Origin of the sequence: Pseudodesulfovibrio piezophilus C1TLV30 (genome assembly GCF_000341895.1) — a bacterium.
In the GTDB taxonomy this organism is placed as follows: Bacteria; Desulfobacterota; Desulfovibrionia; order Desulfovibrionales; family Desulfovibrionaceae; genus Pseudodesulfovibrio; species Pseudodesulfovibrio piezophilus.
This window is the reverse complement of the sequence record NC_020409.1, coordinates 1,784,784-1,809,335: the sequence shown is the minus strand read 5'-3', so window position 1 is coordinate 1,809,335 and position 24,552 is coordinate 1,784,784. Positions and strand designations below refer to the sequence as shown.

Below are 24,552 nucleotides of genomic sequence, written 5' to 3'. Positions count from 1 at the left end.
AAAATTCTATTTTCAAGGGGGAAAGTTGTGTCATCGGCTTTTTGAGAAGCCCGAAAGGGAGAGAGTCCAGCCCTTGCCCGTCTGATTACGCTTCCAATTCCTGCATCAACCACTCCTTGATCGGAGGTGTCAGTTCGAGAATTCCCTTGATTCCCTTGATGTCGTCGAGGAGTTCCTTGGCAAGTGGGGCGGGGATGCTCTTGGTACAGAGAATGGTGGAGCCGTAATTGTCCATCTTCATCAGTACGACCTTGGGAGCCTCCCATGTATCGATCGCAAAATATATGGAGTACTCACCGCTGGTGGTGACAGGCGAGCGCATGGCATCGCGGTAATTGTTGTTTCCCCATTCCAGATAGAGGGTCACGGCGTCTTCGTGGATCATGTCCCAGTTGACTTCGTTCAGCCATTGCTTGCAGGTGTTTTCATCACTCATATTGGTTCCTCCGAAAAGTTGTCCTGTTCTTACAGAATTCTATAGCATCCGGTCGATGCCGCGTCCATGGGTCCCCTATGGATCGATGCCGCCGTCAATGTTTTCCCGCCTGACATGTAGGAGGTACCCGAAAGCAACAATCAGGGCGAGGACGGCGAGGTCCCGCGTCCAGAGCGCCCAGAGAGTGATTCCTGTGATAAACAGGCAGATTATGAATCGGCGGATCTTATACCAGTTCCAGGGGGCAGCCACCCAGTTCTTTTCCCACTCCACAGCTGACGAGACAAAACGTATCCATCTATTTTCTGGGATTTCTGGCAGATTGAGGTCAAAGAACCCTGCTCCAAACAGAACGAGACTGGCGGCAAAGAGCAGAGAGCTGTGTGCTGCCATGGTGAGGGCGAACCCGACTAGCCCCATGAAGTGGAGAGTCCAGTTCCATGGGCGTCGATGTCTGGTCAGGGCCAGGGTGAGGAGATGCGAGGGAGTGACTGTCATTGTCATAGTCTAGCCGTGAGGATACCGGGATTGCAACTGCTTAAGGTATTTTGTAGAATCAAAGGCGGAGGACATTTATGGATACGTATCTTATTGCTCGGGCGGTCTCTGAATTGGGAGAATCGTTGCGGGTTGAAAAAAACATGTTGGCCACGGCCGAATCCTGCACCGGAGGTCTCATCGCCAGCACGCTGACGGATGTTTCCGGGAGTTCCCAGTGGTTTGCGGGGAGCGTGGTGGCTTACTCAAATGAGGTCAAAAAAACATTGCTCGGCGTGAAGCAGGCAGTGCTTGATGAACATGGTGCAGTCTCGGAAGCTGTGGTGCTTGCCATGGCCGAGGGTGTGCTGAAGACTGTGGGAGCAGATGTTTCAGTTGCCGTTTCAGGCGTCGCCGGTCCCACGGGAGGGTCGCCGGAGAAACCCGTGGGCACGGTTTGGATAGCCTGGGCATGGCCCGGTGGGGCCAGGGCGAAGCTCTGTAATTTTTCGGGTGACAGGGCACACATCAAGGAACAGACGGTCATGGCAGCCATCAACGGCCTGTTGAGAGCGACTCGTTAAGGACTGAGTGGCCGGGCGGGAAAGCATGTCTCTGCTCGGCTATGTGTCTTTTTTCGGACCATAGGCCCGTACAAACCATTGAACCTGTCTGGAAACCCCCATCAGTAAATTGAATTCATTGCGTTTGAGATTGATCTTGGAGAAGAAACGGCGGACTGGGAGCATCCAGTAATCCGGATTGTCCTCCTTGAGAAAATTAATCGCGAGCAGGCTTTCCTGAAGGTTGGCGAACAGGGTCTCCTGTTCTTGAATGGTCGTGGGGCGTTCTTCCGGCGGACCATCTGGGACAAATGGTTTGCTGAGAGCCTGTTTGAAACATTCATACAAGACAATGACCACGGCCTGAGCCAGATTGAGGGAGGTTCCCTCCCGGCTGGTCGGGATGGTCATCAGGCCGGAGCAGAGGCTTGTCTCCTCATTGGTCAGTCCTTTGTCCTCGGGGCCGAAGACGAGTGCGACTTTACCCCCTGTATGCAGGCGTTCATCCACGACTTTTGCCAGGGTGGAAGGAGACATGATCCCCTTGCGCCAGCCTCCGGTTCTGGCTGTGGTGCCGTAGACCGCGGTAAACCCTTCCAGCGCTTCGGGGAGCGTTTCGCAGATTCGTGCGTTTTCCAGCACATGCTTGGCGTGGGCCGTGGCCAGGGGCAAGGCTTTGTCCATGTTGAAGTTATAGGGGTCAACAATAATCATTTTGGTGACTCCCATATTGAGGCAGGCGCGGGCCGTGCTTCCTATGTTCTCAGGAAATTTGGGTCGGAAAAGGACCACGGTAAGATCGTCGAGCATCGGTTCTCCTTCTGGTGAAAATCGGTCTAGACCGGACGCACGGCATCTACGCACTTCACCCAATGATGTCAAAAATCGGCATGCCAGAAGTTGTTGTTTTGCGGTGGTTCATTGTTTGGGGATGTATTCTCCGGCAGAGGATTCATTCTCGTACTGGCGATAGAGGCCGCTGGCACGGAGTCGTCTAAGCCCTGTGTTGAAACGAGCGATGATCGCCTTGCCATCGGGATATTTTTTTGAGATCAGCAGATAGAGTTTCCCTTCGTGCAGAGGGCGTGGATGGGAGTGGATGGTCGCTCTTGTCTCCGGCGGAAAGCGAGTCTTGAGGAGATAATTGCCGACGGCGAGGGCACAGGGGAAAACGTCTATTCTGCCTGCGGCCAGTTTCTGGAAATTGATCAGGTCGGTGGGGGCGGTGGCGAGGGAGCCTCCCCTGGCTTCGAGAGTGGCTTTGAGCATGTTTGCATAGGTATACCCCAAAGTGACCCCGACGGTCATGTGGCCGACATCCCCGAGTCCTTCCCAGTGAAACTGTTTGCCCATTCTGTGAAAGAAGACCGCCTTATAAGTCAGTATTGGGTCACTGAAGAGGAAGTCCCTTTCCCGGTCCGGCGTCTTGATCCATCCCATGGCCCCGGCATACTGTCCCAGTCTGGCTGCTTCAAAACCACGCTTCCAGGGCAGATATTCGTATCGGGCTTCCATATTGGCCAAGGCAAAGGATTCCGTTACAACCCGCGTCACGAATCCGCCGTGGAGAAATTCCTTGGAAAAATAAGGGGGCCACTCTCCTGTCGTGAGTGTAATGGTTTCGCCCGCCCAAGCACTGGGAGCGCCACAGAGAAGCGCCCACAGCACAAGAATGAATGCGAACTGTTTTGTCATGAGAATCCCCCCGAATTTTCATCTGTCCATGAAGAATAATACGTATATTGACAAGAACCGCAAAGGGTAATTCTGATCATGGGGACTTCTGCGGTTATCGGTGGATAGTGAGACATATTATCATGGGAATCTCAGTATGCGTCGTGCAGGATGAAGAAAATCTGTGGTCTTTTGTTCTGGAGAGATGATGAAGCGATTCAATTCTGTTTTGGTCATTGGGGCGATGGTCGCATTCCTCTGTGGATGCACCTCAGAGCCTGATCAGCAATCAAGATCCGGTTCGGGCGGTGGGCATCAGTCCATGGTCATATTTTGCGGCGGGCCAACAGGGGGGACGTTCAATTTTTTTGCGAACAAGATTGCTCGTATTGTGGCTCAGGGCCAAAACGGATTTGATCTTGTCGCCAAAGGGTCCGGAGGGTCTGGAGAAAACGTGCGTACGCTGCACAAGCATGGGGCGGATATGGCGATCGTCTATGCCGGGGATGCCTTTCTCGGGAGGAATGGCAAGCTGCCGGGGGATCCAATTTATTATGATACTGTGCGGAGCCTTTCCTACCTCTACAACGCACCGGCACAGCTTGTCGTTCGTCGGGAAAGCGGTATCCATTCACCTCAGGAACTGGTGGGCAGGAAAGTTGCTATTGGCAATCCCGGTTCCGGTGCGGCTTTTTCCGCCGAACGATTCTTCAGGCACCTCCAGTTGTGGGACGATATCATTCCGGTGAACCTTGGCTATTCCAAGGCGGCAGAGGAGTTCATAGCGGGGCGTATTGATGCTTTCTGGGTGTTGGTGGGGCCTCCGAATGCTTCTGTCATGCAGGCTGCTTCATCACTTCATATCGCTCTCTTGAACCTTGATGACGCTGCTGTGGTTTCTGAGTTTTACGATACCTATCCGTTTTATACCAAAACTGTCATTCCGGCAGGAACATATGAGGGTCAGACACACCCCGTAGCAACATTTCAGGATGCAGCTCTGTGGTGTGCGAGCAGTGCTCTTTCGGAGCAGACTGTCTATGACAGCCTCAGCGCCATCTATTCTGCCGAAGGGCTTGGGAAACTCGCGGGAACGCACCGTGCGGCACGGGACATGGGCCTCGCAAATGGCTTGAATGGGGTTGCCATTCCATTGCATCGAGGAGCATATCGTTTTTGGCGTGACAAGGGGATTCACGTCCCGTCAAATATTATTCCTCTTCCCAAATGAGTGAGGAGGGTATCCTCCCTGATATTCAGATGTTTTTGGCGAAGAGTTCCCCAACATACTGATTTGATTGGACGCTCAACCAGCATGATGCCATTGTCGATTCTTGAGTAATGGAAATGCTTGGTGTTCAAGGAGAAAATGTGCTTGACGCCACTTGAAATTCCCCCTTACCAAAGTGATTCAGACTGTTGCGGTCCATTTTTAGAACAGAATTTCAAGGAGGCCTGACATATGGCACTGTTCACCAAAGAAGAGGCATTGCGATACCATTCCGACAAGCGCAAGGGAAAGTTGGAGGTCATCTCCGTCAAGCCGTGCGATAACCAGAAGCATCTGTCCATGGCCTACAGCCCCGGCGTTGCCGAAGCCTGCCGAGAAATAGCTGCTGATACCGACAAGGTGTACGAATACACGAATAAAGGAAACCTGGTTGCCGTGGTTTCCAATGGCACCGCTGTGCTGGGTTTGGGGAATATCGGGCCGGAGGGCGGAAAACCCGTCATGGAAGGCAAGGGTGTTCTCTTCAAGATCTTTTCCGATATTGATGTCTACGATCTGAACATCAATGCCACGACCCCGGATGAGATTGTTTCTTTTTGCAAGATGCTTGAACCGACCTTCGGTGGCATCAACCTTGAAGATATCAAATCCCCGGAGTGCTTTGAGATCGAACAGCGTCTCATAGAGGAAATGAATATTCCGGTTTTTCATGATGACCAACACGGTACAGCCATCATTTCCGGGGCCGGTATCCTCAATGCGTTGGAAATTGCGGGCAAGGATATCACGGATATCAAGGTTGTTGTTTCCGGAGCCGGAGCTTCTGCCATTGCCTGTTCCGAATTTTATGTCTCCATGGGAGTCAAGCGGCAGAACATCTTCATGTTCGATTCCCGTGGGCTGATTCATGTCGGACGGGAAGGGCTGAATGAATTCAAGAAGGCTTTTGCCCAGGACAAGGATTACGGCTCGCTGGCTGATGTCATGGTCGGGACGGACATGTTTCTTGGGCTTTCGGTCAAGGATGCCATCAATCAGGAGATGGTCAAGACCATGGCCGAAAACGCCATTATCTTTGCCTGCGCCAATCCTGATCCTGAAATTGCATATGAAGACGTTAAGGCAGTGCGGCCCGATATTGTCATGGGAACCGGGCGTTCCGATTATCCCAATCAGGTCAATAATGTCCTTGGTTTTCCTTTCATCTTTCGTGGGGCGCTGGATTGCAGGGCTTCCGCGATCAATGAGGAAATGAAAATCGCTTGCTCCAAGGCTCTGGCCGATTTGGCCAAAGAGCCTGTGTCCCAGGAAGTCTGCGATGCGTATGGGGTGGATGCGCTTGAATACGGCATTGATTATATCATCCCCAAACCTCTTGATCCACGTGTCCTGACACGGTTGGCCCCGGCTGTTGCCAAAGCTGCCATGGAGACGGGGGTGGCTCGTGTGCACCTTGATCTGGAGCAGTATGCTAAGGATCTGGAAGTGATGATGACAGCCTCCAAGCTTCGTACCAAAGGGGTTGTCGATACCTTTGGTTATGATTTCTAACCGGTTAATCACACCTTTTGCGGCCCCGTTCCTTTCAAGGGAGCGGGGCTTTCTTCTTTGTTGGTAGTCTCTCTTTCGTTGCGCCGGATTCGATTGTTCTCTATGGTTCTGCCATGAAACAGTGTCGGTCAAAAATTATGGGCGTAGTATCGATTTTTCTGCTGGCGAGCATGCTCCTTTTCTGTCTCGGCTGCCAGGGAAAGACGTTGCCCTTATGGGGCTTTTCATCCGGGCAGCAATATGTGGGGAGTTATCTGGACTCTGCCGATATCTGGCGGATCGGCCATGCCCTGAATACCGTGTCGCCACGAGTTCCGGTCCAATGGGAGAACAAGACCACGGGGTATCAATATTCGATGATGGTTTTTACCAGTGCCGAGGCTGATGGCCAGTCAACTCGTGGATTCACTGTTTTGGCTATCGCTCCCTCCCGAGAGGCGGAAGTCCTCAATCTGTCAGGGCGTTCTCATGGGGGAAATGCATGGTCCATTGTGGCCCAGAGCAGAGCCTCGCGAGTCGGGACAGCGGCCAGAATGCACCTGCAGACACCGTCTGTACCGGAGAAATGGCTCGCATCCAGAGAAGTCTTTGACGGATTTCCGGTGGTGGAGTGAGCCATGGATGAGCAAATGCATGAAAAATTGTGTCGGTTGGCCAAAGAAAGTGGTATTGATGTTTCTCTATTGGAAGCGGCGCTGCCCCCGGAAGGTATGCCTGCTGATCTTGAGCAGGGCATAGCCAGTGTGCTTGGTGTTATCGAGCAATTCGGTATGGAACCGCCTGCGGATTCGGCATCCAGTGCCATTGAGCCTGATGGTGATGAATAAAATGGTAAGAGCTTGAAGTCGCACAAAAAAATCCCGCCTTCGATGTGAAAGCGGGATTTTTGGTGGCTCTTGAATAGAGTCTCTGCTGATTCGCTCACTCTTCCAATTCATCGGCTAGAGCCGTGATTTCTTCTCGAATGATACGAGCAGCTTCCGCCGGGACAAGCTGAGCTATTTCTTCTCGCAGCATGGTTTCCAGGTCTTCGACGCGAGTCTCGAGCATGGCGACTTTTTCCTGCAATTCTGCAATGACCGAGGCTGATGTCTCGCTCCGCACATCGGCCAGCAGTTGGTTGACATCAACATCATCGGAGACATCAATCCCTGCGTCCTGGGGCATATTTTCCGAGGTGAGTACCTCGTCCATATCGACTCCTGCCATGATTTCGTCCGGCAGGTCTTCTCCCAAGTCCTCTTCTGTCTCCATGGCGCTGACATTTTCAGTGGCAGTGTCCATGTCAGAGGTTTCTGCATCGGTCAGAGCAGCCTCTGCCGCATCTGTCGGGGGAATTGTCGGAAAATCGGTGTCCGGGATATCCACTTCGGGGATGTCCAGATCCGCTTCATCCGTTTCGACTGACGTTTCGACATCTGAAACATCCACCTCGACATTGTCGAGCAGGCTATCCATGTCATCCATTCCTTCATCTTCCAGCGCCTCAAGCCCCGCCAACTCACTCATGTCGTTGTCATCGGTCTTGAGGATATCCTCTTCTGAGGCTGGCTCAGGAGTCGCTTCTGATGCAGGCTCATCCATGAGGAGATCGATATCTTCCTCAAGCACAGCCTCATCCACCGGGATTTCCGGGCCAGACTCTTCTGCCAGGGCAAGGTCCACCATATCTTCAGGGACCGTTGAAATCTCTTCTCCTGATTCTTTCGTGGGAAGAACATCTTCGGCGTTCGTAGTCTCATCAAGTGAGGATACTGGCGTTGCAGGCTCGATATCGTGTTTCTGTGAAGTGGCATCATCACTCTTCAGTTCTTGGGTGCCTTCTTCCTCGGGCTGATCTTTTGTCTCCGAAAGAGCTTCAGCCATGAGAGCCTCAGAGGCTTCCACTGGAGGCTCTGCCGAGAGCATCTCTTCGGCATCGGTCAGAGCTTCTTCCGTCAGGTCACCCAGTTTGTCCGATTCCATCGGCTCAACCTGGACAGTTTCTGGCTCAAGGTCTGTGATGGTGGAAACGTCTTCAGCTTCATCCCCGACCATTGCTTCGGCCATGGTTTCGGCCATGTCGTCAGGGAGTGTCGGTTCGGTTGCCTCTTCGGCGGTAGGCTCGATTTCAGGCTCCATTTCTTCGAGGAGCATGGTGTCGTCATCGGAAGAAGGGGCTGTTTCCGTTTCCTGGAGAAGATCATCGAGTTCAACAATTTCTTCGGGTGCCTCTGAAACCTCTTCGGGACGACCTTGTTCGAGTAGGTCGTCGAGTTCGATGATTTCTTCTGCGTCGGCAGAGGGGGGAGTGACGGTGTTGTCTTCTGCGATGTCATCCACCAGGGCGGCAATATCATCAGGGTCTGTCCGGACTTCCGGGACTTCCTCAATCACTTCATCAAGTAGCATGACGTCGTCGTCTTCTTCCACCACGTCGTCGAGAATCATCATCTCTTCGCTGTCATCCTCAGCGACATCGTCAAGGACGAGTGCTCCTTCGTCATCTTCTTCCGTCTGAGCGGTTTCGATATTCTCTTCCGGTTCGACTGGAGCAGGATCGTCTATGGCGATGTCTATGTCTTCAGTCGTGACGTATTCATCGAGCACAATAGGTTCATTGTCCTCGGCCATGGCGGCACTGGCCGCAGCCTCCTCTTCGAGGTCGTCGGAAAAAAGATCTTCAAGCTCCTGTTCGAAATCGGCATCAACGGTATCCGGGTCAAGAACATCGTTATCAGGAACGCCGTCGTTGAGCATGTCATTGACTTCGTCGGTCGGGGGAGGCGGGGGAGCCGGGGTCATATGTACCTCCGTGGGAGAAGGTTTGAAAAAAAGGGGAGCTGGTGCCCAGCCCCCCTTGAGTTACCCTAGCAGATTGCTACTTCTTGGGGTGGCAGTCCTTGCAGGATACCGGTGCACTTTTGCCAGCTTTCTTGGCCTTTTTGTGACAACCCAAGCAAGCGGCTTCGGATTTCTTATTATGGAAAGCCTGGTAGTAGCCCTCGGGGTCTTTCTTGGCTTTCTTACCGGCGTCAGTGTGGCAACCTTCGCTGGCACAGCCCTTGACATTATCTTTGCTGGTTGCCTTGTGGTGGCAGACCAGACAGTCGATACCATTGTCAACGTGCATCTTATGCGGAAATTCCACGGGTGTCTTGGACATTTTCTGTCCGTTGGGAGCAATCATGGTGATGGTATCGGCGGGAGCATTACCTGCGATAACGGCGGGCAATGCAAAGACACATACCATGGCCGCAACCATCAGGCAGATCATCAGAGCTTTTTTCATTTACCTTTTTCCTCCTGTTGCAAAAAATAAACTGTCACACTCTCTACTTATGCGGGATAAATAAGTATCCCTCCCCTGTCAAGCGGGGGAGTCATCGTAGACGCTTGCTTTTACCTGAAAAAGAGCGGGCTATGCAAGGGGTTTCCTTAGAAAGAGGCATTGTTTTTTATATCATATTTGTTGTGATAGCCCCGGGGAGTTATCATTTTTCCACCGGCCATGCGCGTGGCCGAGTTGCCGATAATCAGAACGGTTTGCATATCAACTGTTGTCGGATCGACTTCATTCAAGGGAACTGTCTGAATGGATTGGCCTTCTCTGTATGCGCGTCCGACAATGCCAACCGGCGTGGTGTTTTTTCGGCTTTCTGCTATGATATCAAGCGCTTTTTGTAACAATTTGCTTCTTTTCTTTGAGCGGGGATTGTAGATGGCGATAACAAAATCGGCCTGTGATGCCAGCCTGAGTCTCTTTTCTATGACGTCCCAGGGTGTGAGCAGATCACTCAGGCTGATCGAGGCGAAGTCGTGCATGAGAGGAGCGCCCAGCAGTGCTGCGGCACTATTGAAGGCTGCCACTCCCGGCACAACGGAAAAGTTCACTTTATCCAGAAGATTTTCCGCTTCCAGAATCTCAAGCAGCAATCCAGCCATGGCATAGATACCGGCATCGCCGCTGCACACCATGACGGTTTGTTTACCGGAACGAGCGTTTTCAATGGCCATCTTGGCCCGTTCCACCTCGCCCATCATGCCTGTTGAGATGACCTCTTTGCCTTCCAGCAATTCTGGCGGCACCAGGGTGATATACCCTTTATATCCCGCTATGACATCAGCATTTTCCAGGGCGGCTCTGGCCGCCGGAGTCAGGAGGCTGTGGTCTCCGGGACCGAGGCTTACGGCTGTCAGCATGGACGTCTCCTCGCCACGGCCAGCGTGACGGTTTTGGTTTTGGTCTTTTCAACGAGTAATTTTCCATTGTCCGAGAGAATGATGGCGGCGGCTTCGGAAACGGATTCTACGCCCATTCGGCGAAGGACTGTGCCGGATGGATTCGGGGTATCGATTGTTTCCAGATGTGATTTTTCAAAGAATTCAGGGGTAACATTCAAACGTTCTGCTGCCTGGAGCAGTCCTGGCTCATCAGCCTTCGCAGTCACACTTGCCAGTCCGCCGACACTTTGAAGCGCCAGGCCCGCCGCATCGAAAACCGCGTGGATATGGCGTGTGATTTCCTCTTCAGCCACGCCTCTTCGACACCCGACTCCAAGCATGAGAACCCTCGGATACAGACGCAGGGCCGCGTCATCTGGGCAGTCCGTTCGAAATGAAACCCAGACTCCGGGGCGTTCCGGTTTCCAGTCTTCGGGAGACTCTACCGGGGTGAATCGAGGGTTGTCAGCCAAGCCAAGGGTGTCATCAGGGTCGAAAAGTTGGACCTGGGTTGTATCGAGCAAGCTCCCGTTGATTGTCTTGATGCGGTCGATATTGCCGATCACCAATCCTCTGGCTTGAGCCAGCATGTCCATGGAGGGAACCCCTGTCGAGTCCGTGGCTGTGGTGATCACCGGGTGTCCTCCGATACACTCGGCGCATCGGACGGCAAGTTCGTTGGCCCCTCCTAGGTGTCCGGAAAGCAGACTGACGGCGAATTGCCCCTCCTGGTCCATGCAGACCACAGCCGGATCAACGTCTTTGCTTTTCAAAAGCGGCCCAATGCACCGGACGGCAATCCCGGCTGCCGTGATGAAGATGTGACCGTCATACCGGGAGAATGTCGTGTTGATCAGTTCGGGCAGGGAGGTGAAACCGTGAATTCCTTTTTCATCCACATGGCGATGAGACGCATATATCGTGGCGCCCAAGGCGGTGGCCAGCCTTTTGGCCAAGCGTAGCCCGTGTCGGGTCAGGGTGTATATGGCGATGGAGATATCGGGCATGGTCACCATTGTATCAGTTGATTCAGGTCTAAGGAAGGGAATGCCTTTGAATCGTATGTTCCAGTGACAAAGTCACGGGAAAGCCCAAGCAGAAGGCGTCGCATGCCGGACCTCCTTGGGCTTTCGAGAGATTCATGGAGTTGCCGCCCTGCCATTGATGGAAGGGCGGCATAGTGATTGTCGGCTAAAATTGCACCTTGCGGGCAGCTTCAAGGGTCTTTTCGAAATCCTCGTCCGTATGGGCAAAGGAAGTGAACGCGCACTCGAAACCGGCAGGAGCCAGATAGATGCCGTGAGCCATCATCTGCTGCCAGTATGTCGCGTACGCTTCTGCGTCACACTGGCTGGATTCGACCATGCTGACGACTGGTTTATCCGAGAAATACATGGTGAAGGCCGAACCGATGGTGGCCAGAAAAACCGATTGCCCTTTACCGGTTATAATGGAGGTCAACTCTTCGGCCATTCGTTTGGTGCGGATCTCCAAGGCCTCGTAGTCGCATTCCTGCAATCGTTTGAGTGTGGCCAGACCGGCAGCCATGGCTACAGGGTTGCCAGACAATGTTCCGGCCTGAAAGACCCCTCCCATCGGGGCCATCTGCTCCATTATCTCCTGCTTGCCGCCGTAGCAGCCGACCGGAAAGCCTCCACCGATGATTTTTCCGAGGGTCGTCAGGTCCGGGGTGATGCCGAACCGTTCCTGTGCGCCCCCGAGGGACAGCCTGAAGCCGGTGATAACTTCATCAAAAATGAGGAGTGCCCCATACTGGGTACACAGATCCCGCAAGCCCTGAAGAAACCCTTCGGCCGGGGGAACCAGGCCCATGTTGCCGGCAGCAGGTTCAACAATGACGCAGGCTATTTCGTCTCCGGCTGTCTCGAAATGTTCCTGAACGGCTGCGAGATCATTGTAATGGGCCAGCAGCGTATGGCTGATGACTTCCTCCGGGACTCCGGGGGTCCCGGGAATTGTCCCTGCTGCAGAGCCTGCGGCAGCCAGAAAGGCATCGGCATGACCGTGGTAGTTGCCGATGAATTTGACGAACTTGTTGCGGCCCGTGTAGCCGCGGGCCAGACGCAGGGCAGACATGGTGGCTTCGGTCCCGGAAGAAACCATGCGCATCATCTCCATGGATGGGATGAGCTTCTTGATTTCTTCGGCAAGGGAGATCTCTCCGAGGCAGGGTGCGCCGTAGCTGGAGCCGAGGTCGATTGCCTTGTGAGCGGCTGCGGAGACCGATGGTTCCTGGTGTCCGAGAATCTGTGGACCCCACGAGAAGACATAATCTATGTATTGGGTGCCATCCACGTCCCAAAGGTAGGCACCTTTGGCATTGTCAATGAAAACGGGTTCGCTCTTGACATATTTGCAGGCTCGCAGGGGAGAATTGACACCGCCGGGCATGAGGGTCTGAGCCTTGGCGAAAAGGGTCTTGGAATCCATGGGAAGCTCCTGTTGGCTGTGAGTTCTTGTGTGGGCGGAGAGCGAGCAAAAAGGCAGACTCGAAGAATGCGACCCCTTTTTCGTTTCCGTTTGCAAACAGCCTGTATTCGTATTCTATTTGAAATAGACCATGGAGGTCTTTTTGAGTTCTTTCAAAGAGTTCAGTGTGCAGTTGTCACTGACTCCTACTTCTTTTTCAAGCTCGGCCACGACGTCGTCGACATGGCCCGGCCGTTCACCATGAATCATGGTGTAAAAATTGTAGGTCCACTCAGGGTAGGTCCGGCGAATGTAGCAATGGGAGATTTCGGGTCTGGCCGCGAAGATGGCCCCCACTTCATCATCCCGTTCTTCCGGAATACGCCACGCGACCATCGCATTGTGCCCGTAGCCTGCTTTCTGATGACGCAAGGTGGCACCAAAACGGCGAATGACCTTGCGATCCTTGAGGTCGGTGAGCAGGGCGAGAACCACGTCTTCATCAACGCCGACCTGATCGGCGATGGTTTTGAACGGACGCTCGGTATCCGGCAGGTCTGCACCTGCCAGGGCCAGGATCTTTTCTTCTGTCTCGGTGAATTGTATAGCCATGCATGTGGCTATACCCGCCCTCGCTTCCGGATGCAACAGGCTGAGCAGTGAAAACCGTCATAACTTTGAGTCTGTGGGGAGAAGAGCCCCTGTGACCGGCAATATAGGGGGGAGCGCAAAGCCCCGGTTTCTGGAACAGGGGCTTTGCGCGGGAGAGAGTGCTTAGAATCGCTCGAACTGGTCGTCGTCAAGGTCCATATCAAATCCTTCGTCACTTTCGATGGCTTGAGGGGCTGGTGTGTCCCGTGTCGGCTTGGCAGGAGCGGAAGCGGCTGATTTGGCTGGCAGAGCGGGTGCTCGCGCTGGACGCGCAGCCGGGGTTGTTATCCCGCTTGCACTGAAATAGCTCACTGATTTCATGAGCATTTCAGCCTGACCAGAGAGGTGTGTTGATGTGGAAGCCATCTCTTCCGCAGCTGCGGCATTGGCCTGGATGACCGAGTCGAGTTCTTCCACTGCTCCGGCCACTTCAGAGACATTGGCCGACAACTCGTCATTGGCCGTGGATATGGATTGGATCATATCCGAGGTCAGTTTGATATCGGGCACCATTTGGCCAAGGAGGTTGCCTGCACGTTCAGCTACTTCCACGCTGCTGACGGAGAGTTCACTGATCTCCTGTGCGGCTGTGCCGCTGCGCTCTGCCAGTTTTCGAACCTCGGCGGCAACCACGGCAAATCCTTTTCCATGATCTCCTGCGCGGGCGGCTTCGATGGCCGCGTTGAGGGCCAGCAGATTGGTCTGGCGGGCTATCTCTTCAATGATTGCGATCTTTTCCGCAATATCTTTCATGGCCTCCACAGTTTTTTGTACGGCAGACCCGCCGTCTTCAGCCTTGTCAGCCGTGCGGGTGGCTATCTGATCTGTTTCACGGGCGCTTTCGGCGGTGGTCTTGACTGCCGCGCTTATTTCCTCGATGGAGGTTGAGACCATCTCCGCTGAGGCTGCCTGCTTGGAAGCTCCTTCGGATACGGCCTGAGCCGTTCCTGCCAGTTCCTGGCTCCCGGCGGAAATATTGGAAGCGCCTTCCTGAATATCAGTGAAAACACCACGAAGTTTGTCTCGCATGAAGGTCAACCGTGTACCCAATATGCCTATTTCATCATTGGTTCGTATTGTAATGTTTGCATCAAGGTCGCCGTCGGCCAGTTGGTCGGCAAAGGTCACACCGGTTCCCAGACCGCGAAGAATCGCGGAGGAGAAAAGAAGAAATGTGGGGATCAGGATGCCAAGGGCAATCAGAAAGATGGAAAAAGACACCCAAAGGGTTTTACCGATGATGGCATGAAGCATGTCTGTTGCTTCTTCTGCTTCTTTTTGGATGGATTGAACCATGATATCGAGACCGTCAACAATAGCTTCTCCTTTCTCGTCAAGTTCGTCGTCCATTTGGGCAAAGGCGTTTTCTGTTGCTTTTTTTTCTGTGGCCCCCATTTCGATCAGGTTTTTCAGGTCCACCTTGATGGCTTTGATGATGTCTGGCAGCGCCTTCCCGATTTGGGCTGTAAGAGCGATCTCTTCCGAGTTGGAAACCATGGTTTCCAGCCTGCTATGAAGGGTTCCCAGTATGATTGATTCCTGGTTGATAATGCCAAGTCTTTCCTCATTGATCCGCCCTTCTTCTCTGTCGATGATGGAGTCCATGGCCGCGAGAACCAGCCTGGTTTGAGAAAGTTGCATGAGGGTGGTGATATTGACCGCACCCTGAGCTGATCTGGCGGAAAAAAGTGTATTCAGGCGTGAAAGAGACTCCTCGATGGCACTTCCGGCATTGTCGATGTCGTCATCCATGGCGGCAAAAGCAGTATCGATATCGGCAACGTGGGTGGCGCTGTTTTCAATCAGTTCTTTGAGATCGACGCTGACTGAGCGGGTGAATCCCTGGATCGCCCCGGCAACCTTGGTCGCCTGCTCGCGTTCTCTCGGAGTGTCTGCGGCGTTGACCAGAGCTTTCGCGTTATTCTTCAGCAGTTCGGATGTTTCTTTCATATGCTCCAGGCGTTCCGGGGCAATCGTCCCTTCATCTTTGTCCACGATTGAATCCATGGCGGCCAGCAGCAGTTCGACCTGCGCCATTTTCATATCCTTGGCGACACGAAGTTGTTGATCACGAAGAATCAACGTATCCGTATACATCTCAACGATAGTATTGCTCCAATACATGGTTCCACCCATGACGGTCAGGGCGAGAATCACGCCGCACATCATGAGAGTCATCTTGAGTTTCAGGCTCATAGTTGTACCTCCTGTATCGGTGTTACTGTATTTTTGTCACTTTGGGGTATGATAGTTTTGTTGCGATGGGGAAAAATCCGTTTTTTCGCATGAAAATTGGAAACGCTTCAGGTCTTCCTTTCACGCATACGTGATCCATGGTGCTGGAAACATGGGGTCTCTTTGAAGGTCTGCGCTTGCCTCCTCGGCAGCCCGCACGTATGCTCTGTGACTTCAATTAGCATGACAAGGAGTTTCAATATATGAAGATAGCTGTGCTCGGTGCCGGAGCCTGGGGGACAACCCTGGCCGATATGCTCGCCAAAAACAGTGTGGAGACCGTGCTTTGGGCTCGCGACCATGAGATGGTTGAGGAAATGAATACCCGTCGGGAAAATACGGCGTACCTCCCTGGAGTCCCGCTTTCGGATTCCCTGAAGGCCACGACGGATGCCGGGGCCGCATTTGCCGGGGCCGACTACTTGCTGGTGGCTATTCCCAGTCAGTATATTCGCTCAGTCTTGGGCGAATTTCGGGATATTTTGCCAGACAGGCCGGTCATCGTCTGTGCTTCCAAAGGAATCGAACTGGACTCCCTTGAGCCTATGAGTCGTGTGATTGCCCACTCTCTGGATGGTAAACATCCCCGCTATGCTTCTCTTTCCGGTCCGTCTTTTGCCGCCGAGGTGTGCCGGGATATGCCGACGACCGTTTCTCTGGGATGTGAGGATCATGAATTGGGGCGTGAGCTTCAGGCCGCTTTTTCAACTCCGGCCTTTCGCGTCTACTTTACGCCCGACTATCGGGGGGTCGAGCTTGGGGGGGCGGTCAAGAATGTCATAGCAATTGCGGCCGGGATCGCTGACGGGCTGGGGTTTGGGCATGATGCCCGTGCTGCCCTGATTACGCGGGGGCTGGCCGAGATGAGCCGTCTGGGCATAGCCATGGGGGGGCAGCAGCGCACGTTCATGGGGCTTTCAGGCATGGGCGACCTCGTGTTGACCTGTACCGGAGATCTCTCCCGCAACCGACAGGTCGGATTGCAGTTGGGGCAGGGGCGCACGCTGGACGACATCATCAGCGAAATGAAAGCAGTGGCTGAAGGGGTGAAAACAACCCGTTCCCTCTATGACCTTTCAAAAAAATTGAAAGTGGAGTTGCCCATTACGGAACAGGTCTATAGTATCCTATATGATGACAAGGATGCGACCCTGGCGGTACGGGATTTATTGAGCCGTGATTTGACAGACGAATAGAAGAATGAGGTCTTGGATGCAAAAGGTGTTTTTCTCTCTTGTCCTGATGGTGGTTCTGCTGGTGGCCGGGTGTTCCCGTCCGTGGGTCAACCCTGATATCCCCGATGCCACACAGGCGGATTACCAGTTTGACAAGGATTCCACTGATTGTGGTATCGTTGCCAGTGAGCAGTACCCGCTGGATCAGGATCGGCAGTTGCCTATTTACAAGAAGTGCATGGAAAGCAAGGGATGGATTCTGAAGGACCCGTCCGACGGTATTCCGCTCAGGAAGTAAGGGAAGTTCCGAAAAGGGAGGCGCAAGCCATGGATGAGCGTCCTGTTCTGGTTCTTGGTTCCACCGGCTATGTAGGAGGGCGGCTGGTTCCGGCGTTGCTGGAGTGTGGTCACCGAGTCCGGGCAGCCGGGCGCAGTGTGGATAAAATTCTGTCTCGTCCATGGGGCAAGAATTCGGGGGTCGAGGCCGTTCGTGCAGACATGCATGATGTCACATCCCTGATTGAGGCCGTGCAGGGCTGCCGGGCAGTCTTCTATCTTGTTCATTCCATGGGAGGACCCTCTCGTGATTTCGCGGCTCAGGAACGAGACGCCGCTTACAATATGGTCAGCGCGGCTCAGGAAACAGGTCTTGAGCGGATCATTTACCTTGGTGGCCTGGGTGAGGATCAGGAAGATCAGCCTCTTTCAAAGCACCTGCTCTCACGGGCCGAAGTCGGCCGAATCCTGCATCTTGGTCCGGCCAGTGTCACGACGCTCCGTGCTGCTCAGATTATCGGGTCCGGTTCCTCTTCTTTTGAGATGATCCGATATCTTGCCGATCGCCTGCCCGTGATGATCACGCCCAAATGGGTGCGTACCAAAGCGCAACCGATTGCGATTCGCAATGTCCTTGGCTATTTGACTGGATGTCTGGAGAATGAAGAAACGGCCGGACTGACGCTCGATATAGGTGGCCCGGATGTGCTCTCCTACATGGAACTCTTTCGGCTCTATTCCGAAGTGGCCGGACTTCCCCGACGGCGTATCCTCTCTGTGCCGTTCCTGTCTCCGTATCTATCCGCATTCTGGGTATCCATGATCACGCCTGTTCCCATTACCCTTATCAGATCTCTGATCGAAGGCCTCAAGAACGAAGTCGTCTGCCGCAATGAGGATATTCGCGCACTCGTTCCCCAGGAGTTGCTTTCCTGTCGTGAAGCCATTCGTCGAGCGCTGGAAAAAACCGAGCACCAGATGGTGGAAACGTGTCTTTTTGATGTCGGCAGCGCCTGCATGCCGGAGTGGGCCAGCCTGGATGATCCTGAGTACGCGGGAGGCACGCAATTCGAGATGGGGTATAAGGCCCGGCTTCAGGGCGATCCGAAGAAAGTCTGGGGGGTGATTGAGCGCATCGGAGGAGAGCAGGGATGGTATTACGGTGATCCCTTATGGCGGTTGCGGGGCTTTATCGACCGGCTGCTTGCCGGGCCGGGAATGGCTCGTGGGAGACCTCGCGGTGACAAGGCTCCTCGGGTGGGAGACGCCCTTGATTTCTGGCGTGTTCTGGCCAGTGACACAGGGCGGCGACTGCTCCTGTTGGCGGAGATGCGACTGCCCGGTGAAGCGTTGCTTGAATTCAAGATGGAGACCAATTGGGAGAATGCCGTGGATTTGTCCATGACTGCCAAATTTCTACCACGAGGTTTGACAGGATTGCTCTATTGGTACGCCATGTATCCATTTCACATTGTCCTGTTCACGAACATGATCGAAAACATATCCAGCCAGGCTGGGACACATTTGTATTCAGGTCCTGACAGGATCAAATCCCGGTCATGATCGGTCCCTTTCGGGAGAAGCGAAGCCTGTTACTCAGGGCGACGCCCGAATATGTCTGGCCATTCCTGTCCCGTATAGGCGGAGACACCGGGTGGTACTCTGCCGATTGGCTTTGGGCGGTGCGAGGTTGGCTCGATCGGCGAGCAGGAGGAGTGGGGCTGCGGTCGCGACGGGACCCGGAAGTGTTGTTGCCCGGAGACCATGTAGATATGTGGTGCGTCGAGACGGTTCAAGAACCGATTTCATTATGCCTTTTGGCCGAGGCTGTCCTTCCCGGTCAAGCACGGCTTGAGTTTCGCCTTCACCCCGTGGATGGGGGCACTGCATTGACTGCTGATTTCATGTTTTCTCCCACCTCTTTTCTGGGCACTGTCTATTGGTATGCGGTATTGCCCCTGCATGTCTGGGTGTTTCGCGGTATGCTCACAGGCATTGCCAAGGCTGGTGGTGTTCCTTATGAATGGATCGCATGACAGAGCACGAATCCAAGAAATTGCGGACCGGACGGACGACCGGCAGTTGTGCCACGGCAGCGGCCATGGCCGGGACCCTGTATCTGCTGGGGGGAGAGTGCCCGGAGACAGTGGACGTCCCTTTGCCGCCCGGCGGGACCTTGCGCGTGCCGATTGCTCGGTTCGAGAAGGTTTCGGGTGGTGTCCGCGTTACGGTGGTCAAGGATGGCGGGGATGATCCTGATGCGACCCACGGACATGATATTCAAGCCGTGGTTTCCATGTCTGGCGGGACTTCCGGCCCTCTGCGGGTGGAGATAGACGGTGGTGCCGGAGTCGGTCGCGCCTCCTTGCCTGGTCTGCCGATCCCGGTTGGTCAGGCAGCTATCAATCCAGAGCCGCGAAAGCAGATAGAGCAGGGGGTGCGACAGGCGGCCAAGGGAATGGGGACTGGCTCCATTTCAGTGCTTGTCGAGGTCCCGAATGGGCACATTATCGCCAGAAAGACCATGAACGCGCGTCTTGGGATTCTCGGCGGGATTTCCATTCTCGGTACACAGGGGATCGTCAAGCCATACTCTCATGCTTCATGGAAAGCGACTATCGAGGAAGGACTGGATGTGGCTCGGGCACAAGGGCTTGACGCCGTGGTTCTGACAACGGGCCGCCGTTCGGAACGCCTGTATCTGGAGGCCTTTCCGGGGGTGCCGGAATTGGCCTGCATCCAGGCAGCGGATTTTTTCGAGTCCTCCATGCGGGCGGCCGCAGACCGTGGCATGGCCCGTGTCACATGGTCCCTTTTTTTCGGTAAGCTGGTCAAGCAGGCTCAGGGGTTGGCTTATACCCATGCCAAAACCCATCCCATAGATTTTGACCGATTGGCCGGATGGTGCAGTGAGGCCGGGTGTGCGCATGAACATATACAGGATATCCTCAATGCCAATACCGCTCGTCAAGTACTTGCTCTGCTGGAAGATGACCGGCTCCGGTTCCGACTCATTGCAGCCCTGATTGACCGGGCGACTCGTGTTGCCCAAGCTTTCTCCGGCGACCGATGTGCGGTGGACTACGCTGTTTTTGATTTTGACGGAACCCGTTTGGACATGCCGACATCCTGAAAGAGTCTTGTATGAAAGGATGGTGTGCCTCAAGAGGCAAAAGAAATGGCCTGCCAGGTTCTCGCTGACAGGCCGTATGCGCTTCGGAGGATGAACGATCTTATCCTTTTTCAGCCTGAAAGGCTTCCCAGTCTGCCAGAAAGGTCGCCAATCCGTTGTCAGTCAATGGATGCTTCATCAGTTGCATGATGGTTGAATAGGGAAGTGTGACAACATCAGCGCCGATGAGTCCGGTTTCCAGTACATGCATGGGATGGCGTACCGAGGCAACGAGGATTTTGGTTTCATAGCTGTAATTGTCGAAAATGGTGCGCATCTGATCCACGGTTTCCATACCGCTCTGGGAGAGCGCGTCGAGCCTACCGACAAATGGAGAGACGTATGTCGCGCCGAGTTTTGCGGCGAGCAAGGCCTGGGCTGGGGAGAAAATGAGGGTGACATTGGTTTTCACACCACGTTCCGACAGTTCCTTGAGTGCCTTGAGTCCTTCGGCTATCATGGGGAGCTTGACCACGACATTGTCTCCGAAGGAAACAAGATCCTTGGCTTCCTTGATCATCTCCTCACGAGTTGTACCGATGACTTCCAGTGAAACTGGACCATCCACCATTTCGCATATCAGTGCTGCCTGTTCCCGCCAGTCACCGCCTTCGCGGGACATCAGGGTTGGATTGGTCGTGACACCATCAAGCAGGCCGAGTTCGTTGACCTCGCGGATTTGATCCAGATTTGCCGTATCGAGAAAGAATTGCATATGTCCTCCTTCTTGCGGTCATCGCCGAATCGGCGCGACACTTCTTATTCCCTTTTCCCTATCAGAAATAGTGCTGTGTGGGAACCGTCCGTAATCGCTTTTATAACTCGTTGCATTGGACCTTTCCCCCTGCGCCGGTTTCGTTTACATTACCATGCATGTCGACAATGGAACCCGTCCGCATCATCGGACTTACCCCCGGATCTCTTGAGATGTCCAGTACCGCACTCGCGGCGCTGGACAACGCCGATCTCGTGGTCGGCGGCAAACGATTGCTCGCGGCCGGTTTATCCGCTTCGACAGGGAATAAGGCTCGACAGCTTCCCATAGCCGGTCCCTTGCCTCCGATCCTCGAAACGATCCGTGAGACGGCTCAGTCCGGTGGAAAAGTTGTGGTTCTGGCCGATGGAGACCCGCTGTTTTTCGGAATCGGCAAACGGTTGGGGGATGAACTGGGGCGCGAAAATCTGCTGGTGGAACCAAATCTTTCGACCATGCAGCTGGCCTCGGCCCGCCTCGGCCTTCCTTGGCAGGAGATGGATTTTGTCTCCCTGCATGGGCGGGATGATTTTTCGCCTCTGTATGCCGCGCTGGTCCGGGCTGATCTTGTTGCGGTCTTTACCGATGCCATCAATACTCCGGCCGAAGTGGCTCGCGCCCTGCTTGTACGCGGGGCCGATTGCTTTTCGATGACCGTGCTTGAGGATATCGGCGCACCGCAAGAGCGTATTCGCGCCCTGGCCCTGCCAGAGACCTGGGGGATGGACTTTTCTTCCTTGAACCTGGTCATTCTCGAACGTCAGTATCCACCGGAAATAGAGCTGACTTTGGGCATTCCTGATCACTATTATCTGCATCAGAAAAATTTGATCACCAAGTTGCCCGTCCGAGCGGCCGGACTGGCCTATCTCGGCGTGACTCCCCATTCGACAGTGTGGGATTTGGGCGCAGGGAGCGGGTCGGTCTCCATCGAGGCCTCCCATCTGGCCCGGAGAGGGAGAGTCTTTGCCGTGGAGCGTAACAAGACCCGTGCGGCCATGATTCGTGAGAATATCCGGCGGACAGGGGCGTGGCTGGTCGATACCATCCTCGGTTCAGTTCCTGATTGTCTCGTTGATCTGCCTGACCCGGATCGTATTTTTATAGGCGGAGGGCTTGGCGGTCATGCCAATCAGGAGACCCTCTTGCTGAAGGTCGCCTGTGAAAGACTCAAGCCGCAGGGACGCCTCGTTGCACACACCATCCTTCTCGACTCTCTGCATACAGCCAAGGACCATTTTCAGAAACTCGGATGGCATTTTGGCGTGACCCAGCTTCAAGCATCTTCCACGGATTCGCTTGCGGGCGACCTGCGTTTCAAGGCGCAAAACCCGGTTTTTATCATCTGGGCGGAAAAACCCTGATTTTTTCTGATTGCCGTCTGGGATTCCTGATCAAGGTCCAACGGTGTTATCAACGGAGCAAAACCTTTTATTCTGCACAGTCCACGCAGAATAACGTTTCGGGCATGGCCTTGAGCCTCGCCATCGGAATCGGATCGCCACAGTCCACGCACAGGCCGAAATCTTCATCACTTTCAAGTCGTTTGAGAGCTTTCTCCAGTCGGATCAGGCGAATGCGGGATTTAGAAAGCTGTGCCTCGGCCACAGATTGATTGACGATGTTGTCCATCCGCGAAAGACGTCCAATGGCATTGTCCGGTGACACGGGCTTGAGTAATGCTTGCAGTCGAGGAATTTCAGCCTTCAGGGATTCGATTTCGCGGTTGGCATAGCCTCTGAAGTCCTGTTTCTGGCTATCATTCATGCTGATTCTCCTCGCAGTCGGCTCATGGCTTTCTCCAGTAGGGGCATCTCTTTCGCAAAGCAGAAGCGGGCCAGCCCCTCACCCTCATTACCCTGATAAAAAGCCGATCCTGGCACGCAGGCCACACCCGTCTTATCCAAGAGGTTCAGTGCTCGATCTTTGGCCGTCTCTCCGGGGAGGGAGGAGATGTCCGCGAGGGTATAATATGCTCCTTCAGGGACATGGGGGGGCAAACCAATGTCGCGCAAAGTGGCGCAAAACAGGTCGCGTTTGACTTGGTGCTCATCGGAAACAGCTTGATAATAGTCGGTCCCAAGCTTTTCAAGACCACGGGCAGCCCCTATCTGCAGTGGGGCCGGAGCACAGACATAAACAAGATCATTGAAGTGCCCGATGGGCAGTGCCCACTCCGGGTCGCAAAGGGCATAGCCCAATCGCCAGCCAGTCACGGCAAAAATCTTGGACAGACCGGAGATGGTTATGGTGCGCCTGGCCATGCCGGGCAGGGTGGCCGGGGCAATATGCTCCCGCCCGTCAAAGACGAAATGTTCGTATATCTCATCTGTAAAAACAAAAAGATCGTGGGATTCGGCAAAATCGGCGATAATCTGTAATTCGTTCCGGGCAAAGACCTTTCCAGCCGGATTGGAAGGGGTGTTCAGGAGGATTGCTCGTGTTTTATGAGTGACGACCTTTTCCAGGTCATCTTCGGAAAAATGCCAGCGTGGTGGCTTCAGGGTAACGAAGGCAGGTTTGATACCGAGCGACTCCATGGTCACGATATGGTATCCGTAGTACGGTTCGAAAACCACGACCTCATCACCTGCGTCAAGAAGAGCGAGACAGGTGGAGTAGAAGGCCCCGGTGGCTCCGGCGGAAACGATGATATGTCCTTCGGGGTCCACGTCCATGCCCGTGAATCTGTACTGCTTGGCGGCTATGGCCTTGCGTAGTTCGAACCGTCCATCAAAACGGGTGTAGATGTTGGTCCCGTGTTTCATCGCTTCTTCCGCGCCGTTGATGACGACATCCGGCACCGGCAGGTCACAGACTCCCTGAGCCAGATTAATGCCCTGCACTCGGGCACATTCAATGGACATGCTTCTGATTTCGGACTGTGCCACAAGGTTGCGGCGTTTGCTGACTCGCAATGACATATGTCTCAATCTCGCGTAGGGTCGTGGTTAAAGAGAAGGATACATACTATATGACTTTGCTAAGGAATAAAACCCTGGTCCTGACCGGGGCATCAATGGGCATCGGAAAAGCCCTGGCCAGTGAACTGGCTGTGGAAGGGGTCAACCTTGTTTTGGGAGCGAGATCCAAGGAGCCGCTGATTATCACGGCTGCGATGTGTCGCAAGCATGGTGTCAAGGCGGCGTTCGTTTGTGGCGATGTCTCCTCGACCAACGTGGCCCGCCAGTTGGTGAACACTGCCAAGGAGTTCGGCGATTTCTACGGTTTCATTCATGCTGCGGGGGTTTTGGCTCCTGGCCCGGCTGTGTGGGAATTGAACAAATCACAATTCTCCGAGGTCATGAATGCGTCGGTCACGGGTGCGCATCAACTCATCCGGCAAGCCGTGCCGGAATTACTATGGCGAGGCGATGGGTTGGCGGTGTTCTTTGGTTCCGGGGCCGCGGACAGAGCGCAACCCGGCATCGGCGCATACTGTGCTGCCAAGGCTGCCGAGGAGCATCTGGCGCGGCAATTGGCGGCCGAAGCTCCTCCCCTCACCACCATCATCTGGCGGCCGGGTATCGTGGAAACTCGGATGCAGAAGGATGCCCGCAACAGTCAGGGCCAGAGTGCCAACAAGCTCAAGGCTGTGTTTACGCCGTGGAAGGAACAGGGGCTGTTGCTGACGCCGGAGGAATCGGCGCGTGGGCTGGTTCGTTTTCTCAAAGATGACCCACGAAAGAAAAATGGTGAAGTTGTCGATATAAGGAAGCTTTGA

At 54.2% G+C, this 24,552-nt stretch carries 26 protein-coding genes; 12 read left to right on the top strand and 14 right to left on the bottom strand.

All coding sequences use genetic code 11. The annotated features are described in order from the left end of the window. Positions 1 to 85: 85 nt before the first annotated feature. Positions 86 to 436 carry a DVU0772 family protein gene (locus BN4_RS08675; RefSeq protein ID WP_015415008.1) on the bottom strand — a complete coding sequence of 117 codons (351 nt, stop codon included), beginning with the start codon at positions 434 to 436 and terminating at the stop codon, positions 86 to 88. A gap of 75 nt (positions 437 to 511) precedes the next feature. Then, positions 512 to 940, bottom strand: a complete 429-nt coding sequence (locus tag BN4_RS08670; protein WP_015415007.1) for a hypothetical protein — start codon at positions 938 to 940, stop codon at positions 512 to 514. 71 nt (positions 941 to 1,011) lie between these two features. On the opposite strand from BN4_RS08670, the gene BN4_RS08665 reads away from it, so the two are divergent. Further along, the gene (locus tag BN4_RS08665) at positions 1,012 to 1,497 is read left to right on the top strand and encodes a CinA family protein (RefSeq protein WP_015415006.1); all 486 of its coding nucleotides are present in this window, start codon (positions 1,012 to 1,014) and stop codon (positions 1,495 to 1,497) included. Positions 1,498 to 1,536: 39 nt separating this feature from the next. On the opposite strand, the gene BN4_RS08660 is transcribed toward BN4_RS08665, so the two are convergent. After that, complete coding sequence (locus BN4_RS08660) at positions 1,537 to 2,286, bottom strand: RNA methyltransferase (RefSeq protein WP_015415005.1); 750 nt, start codon at positions 2,284 to 2,286, stop codon at positions 1,537 to 1,539. A 108-nt stretch (positions 2,287 to 2,394) separates the two neighbouring features. Further along, entirely contained in the window at positions 2,395 to 3,171 is a 777-nt protein-coding gene (locus BN4_RS08655) for a substrate-binding periplasmic protein (protein WP_015415004.1), read from the bottom strand. Between the two features lie 187 nt (positions 3,172 to 3,358). Between BN4_RS08655 and BN4_RS08650 the strand changes: the two genes are divergently transcribed. The 4 genes from BN4_RS08650 (at position 3,359) to BN4_RS08635 (ending at position 6,759) form a co-directional block, all read left to right on the top strand. Next, entirely contained in the window at positions 3,359 to 4,381 is a 1,023-nt protein-coding gene (locus BN4_RS08650; protein ID WP_015415003.1) for a TAXI family TRAP transporter solute-binding subunit, read from the top strand. A 231-nt stretch (positions 4,382 to 4,612) separates the two neighbouring features. Next, positions 4,613 to 5,932 carry a malic enzyme-like NAD(P)-binding protein gene (locus BN4_RS08645; protein WP_015415002.1) on the top strand — a complete coding sequence of 440 codons (1,320 nt, stop codon included), beginning with the start codon at positions 4,613 to 4,615 and terminating at the stop codon, positions 5,930 to 5,932. Positions 5,933 to 6,069: 137 nt separating this feature from the next. Then, positions 6,070 to 6,546 (top strand): hypothetical protein, encoded by a 477-nt coding sequence (locus tag BN4_RS08640; RefSeq protein ID WP_041720239.1) that lies wholly within the window; start codon positions 6,070 to 6,072, stop codon positions 6,544 to 6,546. 3 nt (positions 6,547 to 6,549) lie between these two features. Then, positions 6,550 to 6,759 (top strand): hypothetical protein, encoded by a 210-nt coding sequence (locus BN4_RS08635; protein WP_015415001.1) that lies wholly within the window; start codon positions 6,550 to 6,552, stop codon positions 6,757 to 6,759. Between the two features lie 94 nt (positions 6,760 to 6,853). On the opposite strand, the gene BN4_RS08630 is transcribed toward BN4_RS08635, so the two are convergent. The 7 genes from BN4_RS08630 to BN4_RS17175 form a co-directional block, all read right to left on the bottom strand. Further along, the gene (locus tag BN4_RS08630; RefSeq protein WP_015415000.1) at positions 6,854 to 8,716 is read right to left on the bottom strand and encodes a midas domain-containing protein; all 1,863 of its coding nucleotides are present in this window, start codon (positions 8,714 to 8,716) and stop codon (positions 6,854 to 6,856) included. Between the two features lie 76 nt (positions 8,717 to 8,792). Beyond that, positions 8,793 to 9,203 carry a cytochrome c3 family protein gene (locus BN4_RS08625; RefSeq protein ID WP_015414999.1) on the bottom strand — a complete coding sequence of 137 codons (411 nt, stop codon included), beginning with the start codon at positions 9,201 to 9,203 and terminating at the stop codon, positions 8,793 to 8,795. 146 nt (positions 9,204 to 9,349) lie between these two features. Next, complete coding sequence (cobJ, locus tag BN4_RS08620) at positions 9,350 to 10,114, bottom strand: precorrin-3B C(17)-methyltransferase (RefSeq protein WP_015414998.1); 765 nt, start codon at positions 10,112 to 10,114, stop codon at positions 9,350 to 9,352. Beyond that, positions 10,108 to 11,142 (bottom strand): cobalt-precorrin 5A hydrolase, encoded by a 1,035-nt coding sequence (locus BN4_RS08615; RefSeq protein WP_041720859.1) that lies wholly within the window; start codon positions 11,140 to 11,142, stop codon positions 10,108 to 10,110. Before BN4_RS08615 ends, cobJ begins: the two co-directional genes overlap by 7 nt. Positions 11,143 to 11,326: 184 nt before the next feature. Beyond that, positions 11,327 to 12,586, bottom strand: coding sequence for a glutamate-1-semialdehyde 2,1-aminomutase (gene hemL / locus BN4_RS08610; RefSeq protein ID WP_015414996.1), 1,260 nt, complete (start codon positions 12,584 to 12,586; stop codon positions 11,327 to 11,329). A gap of 114 nt (positions 12,587 to 12,700) precedes the next feature. Continuing rightward, the gene (ahbB, locus tag BN4_RS08605) at positions 12,701 to 13,177 is read right to left on the bottom strand and encodes a siroheme decarboxylase subunit beta (RefSeq protein WP_015414995.1); all 477 of its coding nucleotides are present in this window, start codon (positions 13,175 to 13,177) and stop codon (positions 12,701 to 12,703) included. 162 nt (positions 13,178 to 13,339) lie between these two features. Continuing rightward, on the bottom strand, positions 13,340 to 15,412 hold the full coding sequence (locus BN4_RS17175; protein WP_015414994.1) for a methyl-accepting chemotaxis protein: 2,073 nt from the start codon (positions 15,410 to 15,412) through the stop codon (positions 13,340 to 13,342). Between the two features lie 242 nt (positions 15,413 to 15,654). On the opposite strand from BN4_RS17175, the gene BN4_RS08595 reads away from it, so the two are divergent. From BN4_RS08595 to cbiD, 5 genes are read left to right on the top strand one after another with little or no spacing between them, the layout of a single operon-like run. Beyond that, complete coding sequence (locus BN4_RS08595) at positions 15,655 to 16,647, top strand: NAD(P)H-dependent glycerol-3-phosphate dehydrogenase (RefSeq protein ID WP_015414993.1); 993 nt, start codon at positions 15,655 to 15,657, stop codon at positions 16,645 to 16,647. Between the two features lie 16 nt (positions 16,648 to 16,663). Next, positions 16,664 to 16,924, top strand: a complete 261-nt coding sequence (locus BN4_RS08590; protein WP_015414992.1) for a hypothetical protein — start codon at positions 16,664 to 16,666, stop codon at positions 16,922 to 16,924. Positions 16,925 to 16,953: 29 nt separating this feature from the next. Then, positions 16,954 to 18,465, top strand: a complete 1,512-nt coding sequence (locus BN4_RS08585) for an SDR family oxidoreductase (RefSeq protein WP_041720238.1) — start codon at positions 16,954 to 16,956, stop codon at positions 18,463 to 18,465. Further along, positions 18,462 to 18,938, top strand: a complete 477-nt coding sequence (locus BN4_RS08580; RefSeq protein ID WP_015414990.1) for a DUF2867 domain-containing protein — start codon at positions 18,462 to 18,464, stop codon at positions 18,936 to 18,938. The genes BN4_RS08585 and BN4_RS08580 overlap by 4 nt, the downstream gene beginning before the upstream one ends. Further along, on the top strand, positions 18,926 to 20,035 hold the full coding sequence (gene cbiD / locus BN4_RS08575; protein ID WP_231856595.1) for a cobalt-precorrin-5B (C(1))-methyltransferase CbiD: 1,110 nt from the start codon (positions 18,926 to 18,928) through the stop codon (positions 20,033 to 20,035). Before BN4_RS08580 ends, cbiD begins: the two co-directional genes overlap by 13 nt. 100 nt (positions 20,036 to 20,135) lie before the next feature. Here the strand turns inward: cbiD and fsa are convergent, their stop codons facing one another. After that, a complete protein-coding gene (gene fsa / locus BN4_RS08570; RefSeq protein WP_015414988.1) occupies positions 20,136 to 20,789 on the bottom strand; it encodes a fructose-6-phosphate aldolase in 654 nt (217 codons plus the stop codon). Positions 20,790 to 20,956: 167 nt separating this feature from the next. Here fsa and BN4_RS08565 point away from each other — a divergent pair, with 167 nt between their 5' ends. Next, positions 20,957 to 22,192, top strand: coding sequence for a bifunctional cobalt-precorrin-7 (C(5))-methyltransferase/cobalt-precorrin-6B (C(15))-methyltransferase (locus BN4_RS08565; RefSeq protein ID WP_015414987.1), 1,236 nt, complete (start codon positions 20,957 to 20,959; stop codon positions 22,190 to 22,192). A 67-nt stretch (positions 22,193 to 22,259) separates the two neighbouring features. On the opposite strand, the gene BN4_RS08560 is transcribed toward BN4_RS08565, so the two are convergent. Both BN4_RS08560 and BN4_RS08555 read right to left on the bottom strand, forming a co-directional pair. Beyond that, positions 22,260 to 22,595, bottom strand: a complete 336-nt coding sequence (locus tag BN4_RS08560; RefSeq protein ID WP_015414986.1) for a TraR/DksA family transcriptional regulator — start codon at positions 22,593 to 22,595, stop codon at positions 22,260 to 22,262. Next, positions 22,592 to 23,752 (bottom strand): pyridoxal phosphate-dependent aminotransferase, encoded by a 1,161-nt coding sequence (locus tag BN4_RS08555; protein WP_015414985.1) that lies wholly within the window; start codon positions 23,750 to 23,752, stop codon positions 22,592 to 22,594. The genes BN4_RS08560 and BN4_RS08555 overlap by 4 nt, the downstream gene beginning before the upstream one ends. A 50-nt stretch (positions 23,753 to 23,802) precedes the next feature. Between BN4_RS08555 and BN4_RS08550 the strand changes: the two genes are divergently transcribed. Continuing rightward, positions 23,803 to 24,552 (top strand): SDR family NAD(P)-dependent oxidoreductase, encoded by a 750-nt coding sequence (locus BN4_RS08550; protein WP_015414984.1) that lies wholly within the window; start codon positions 23,803 to 23,805, stop codon positions 24,550 to 24,552.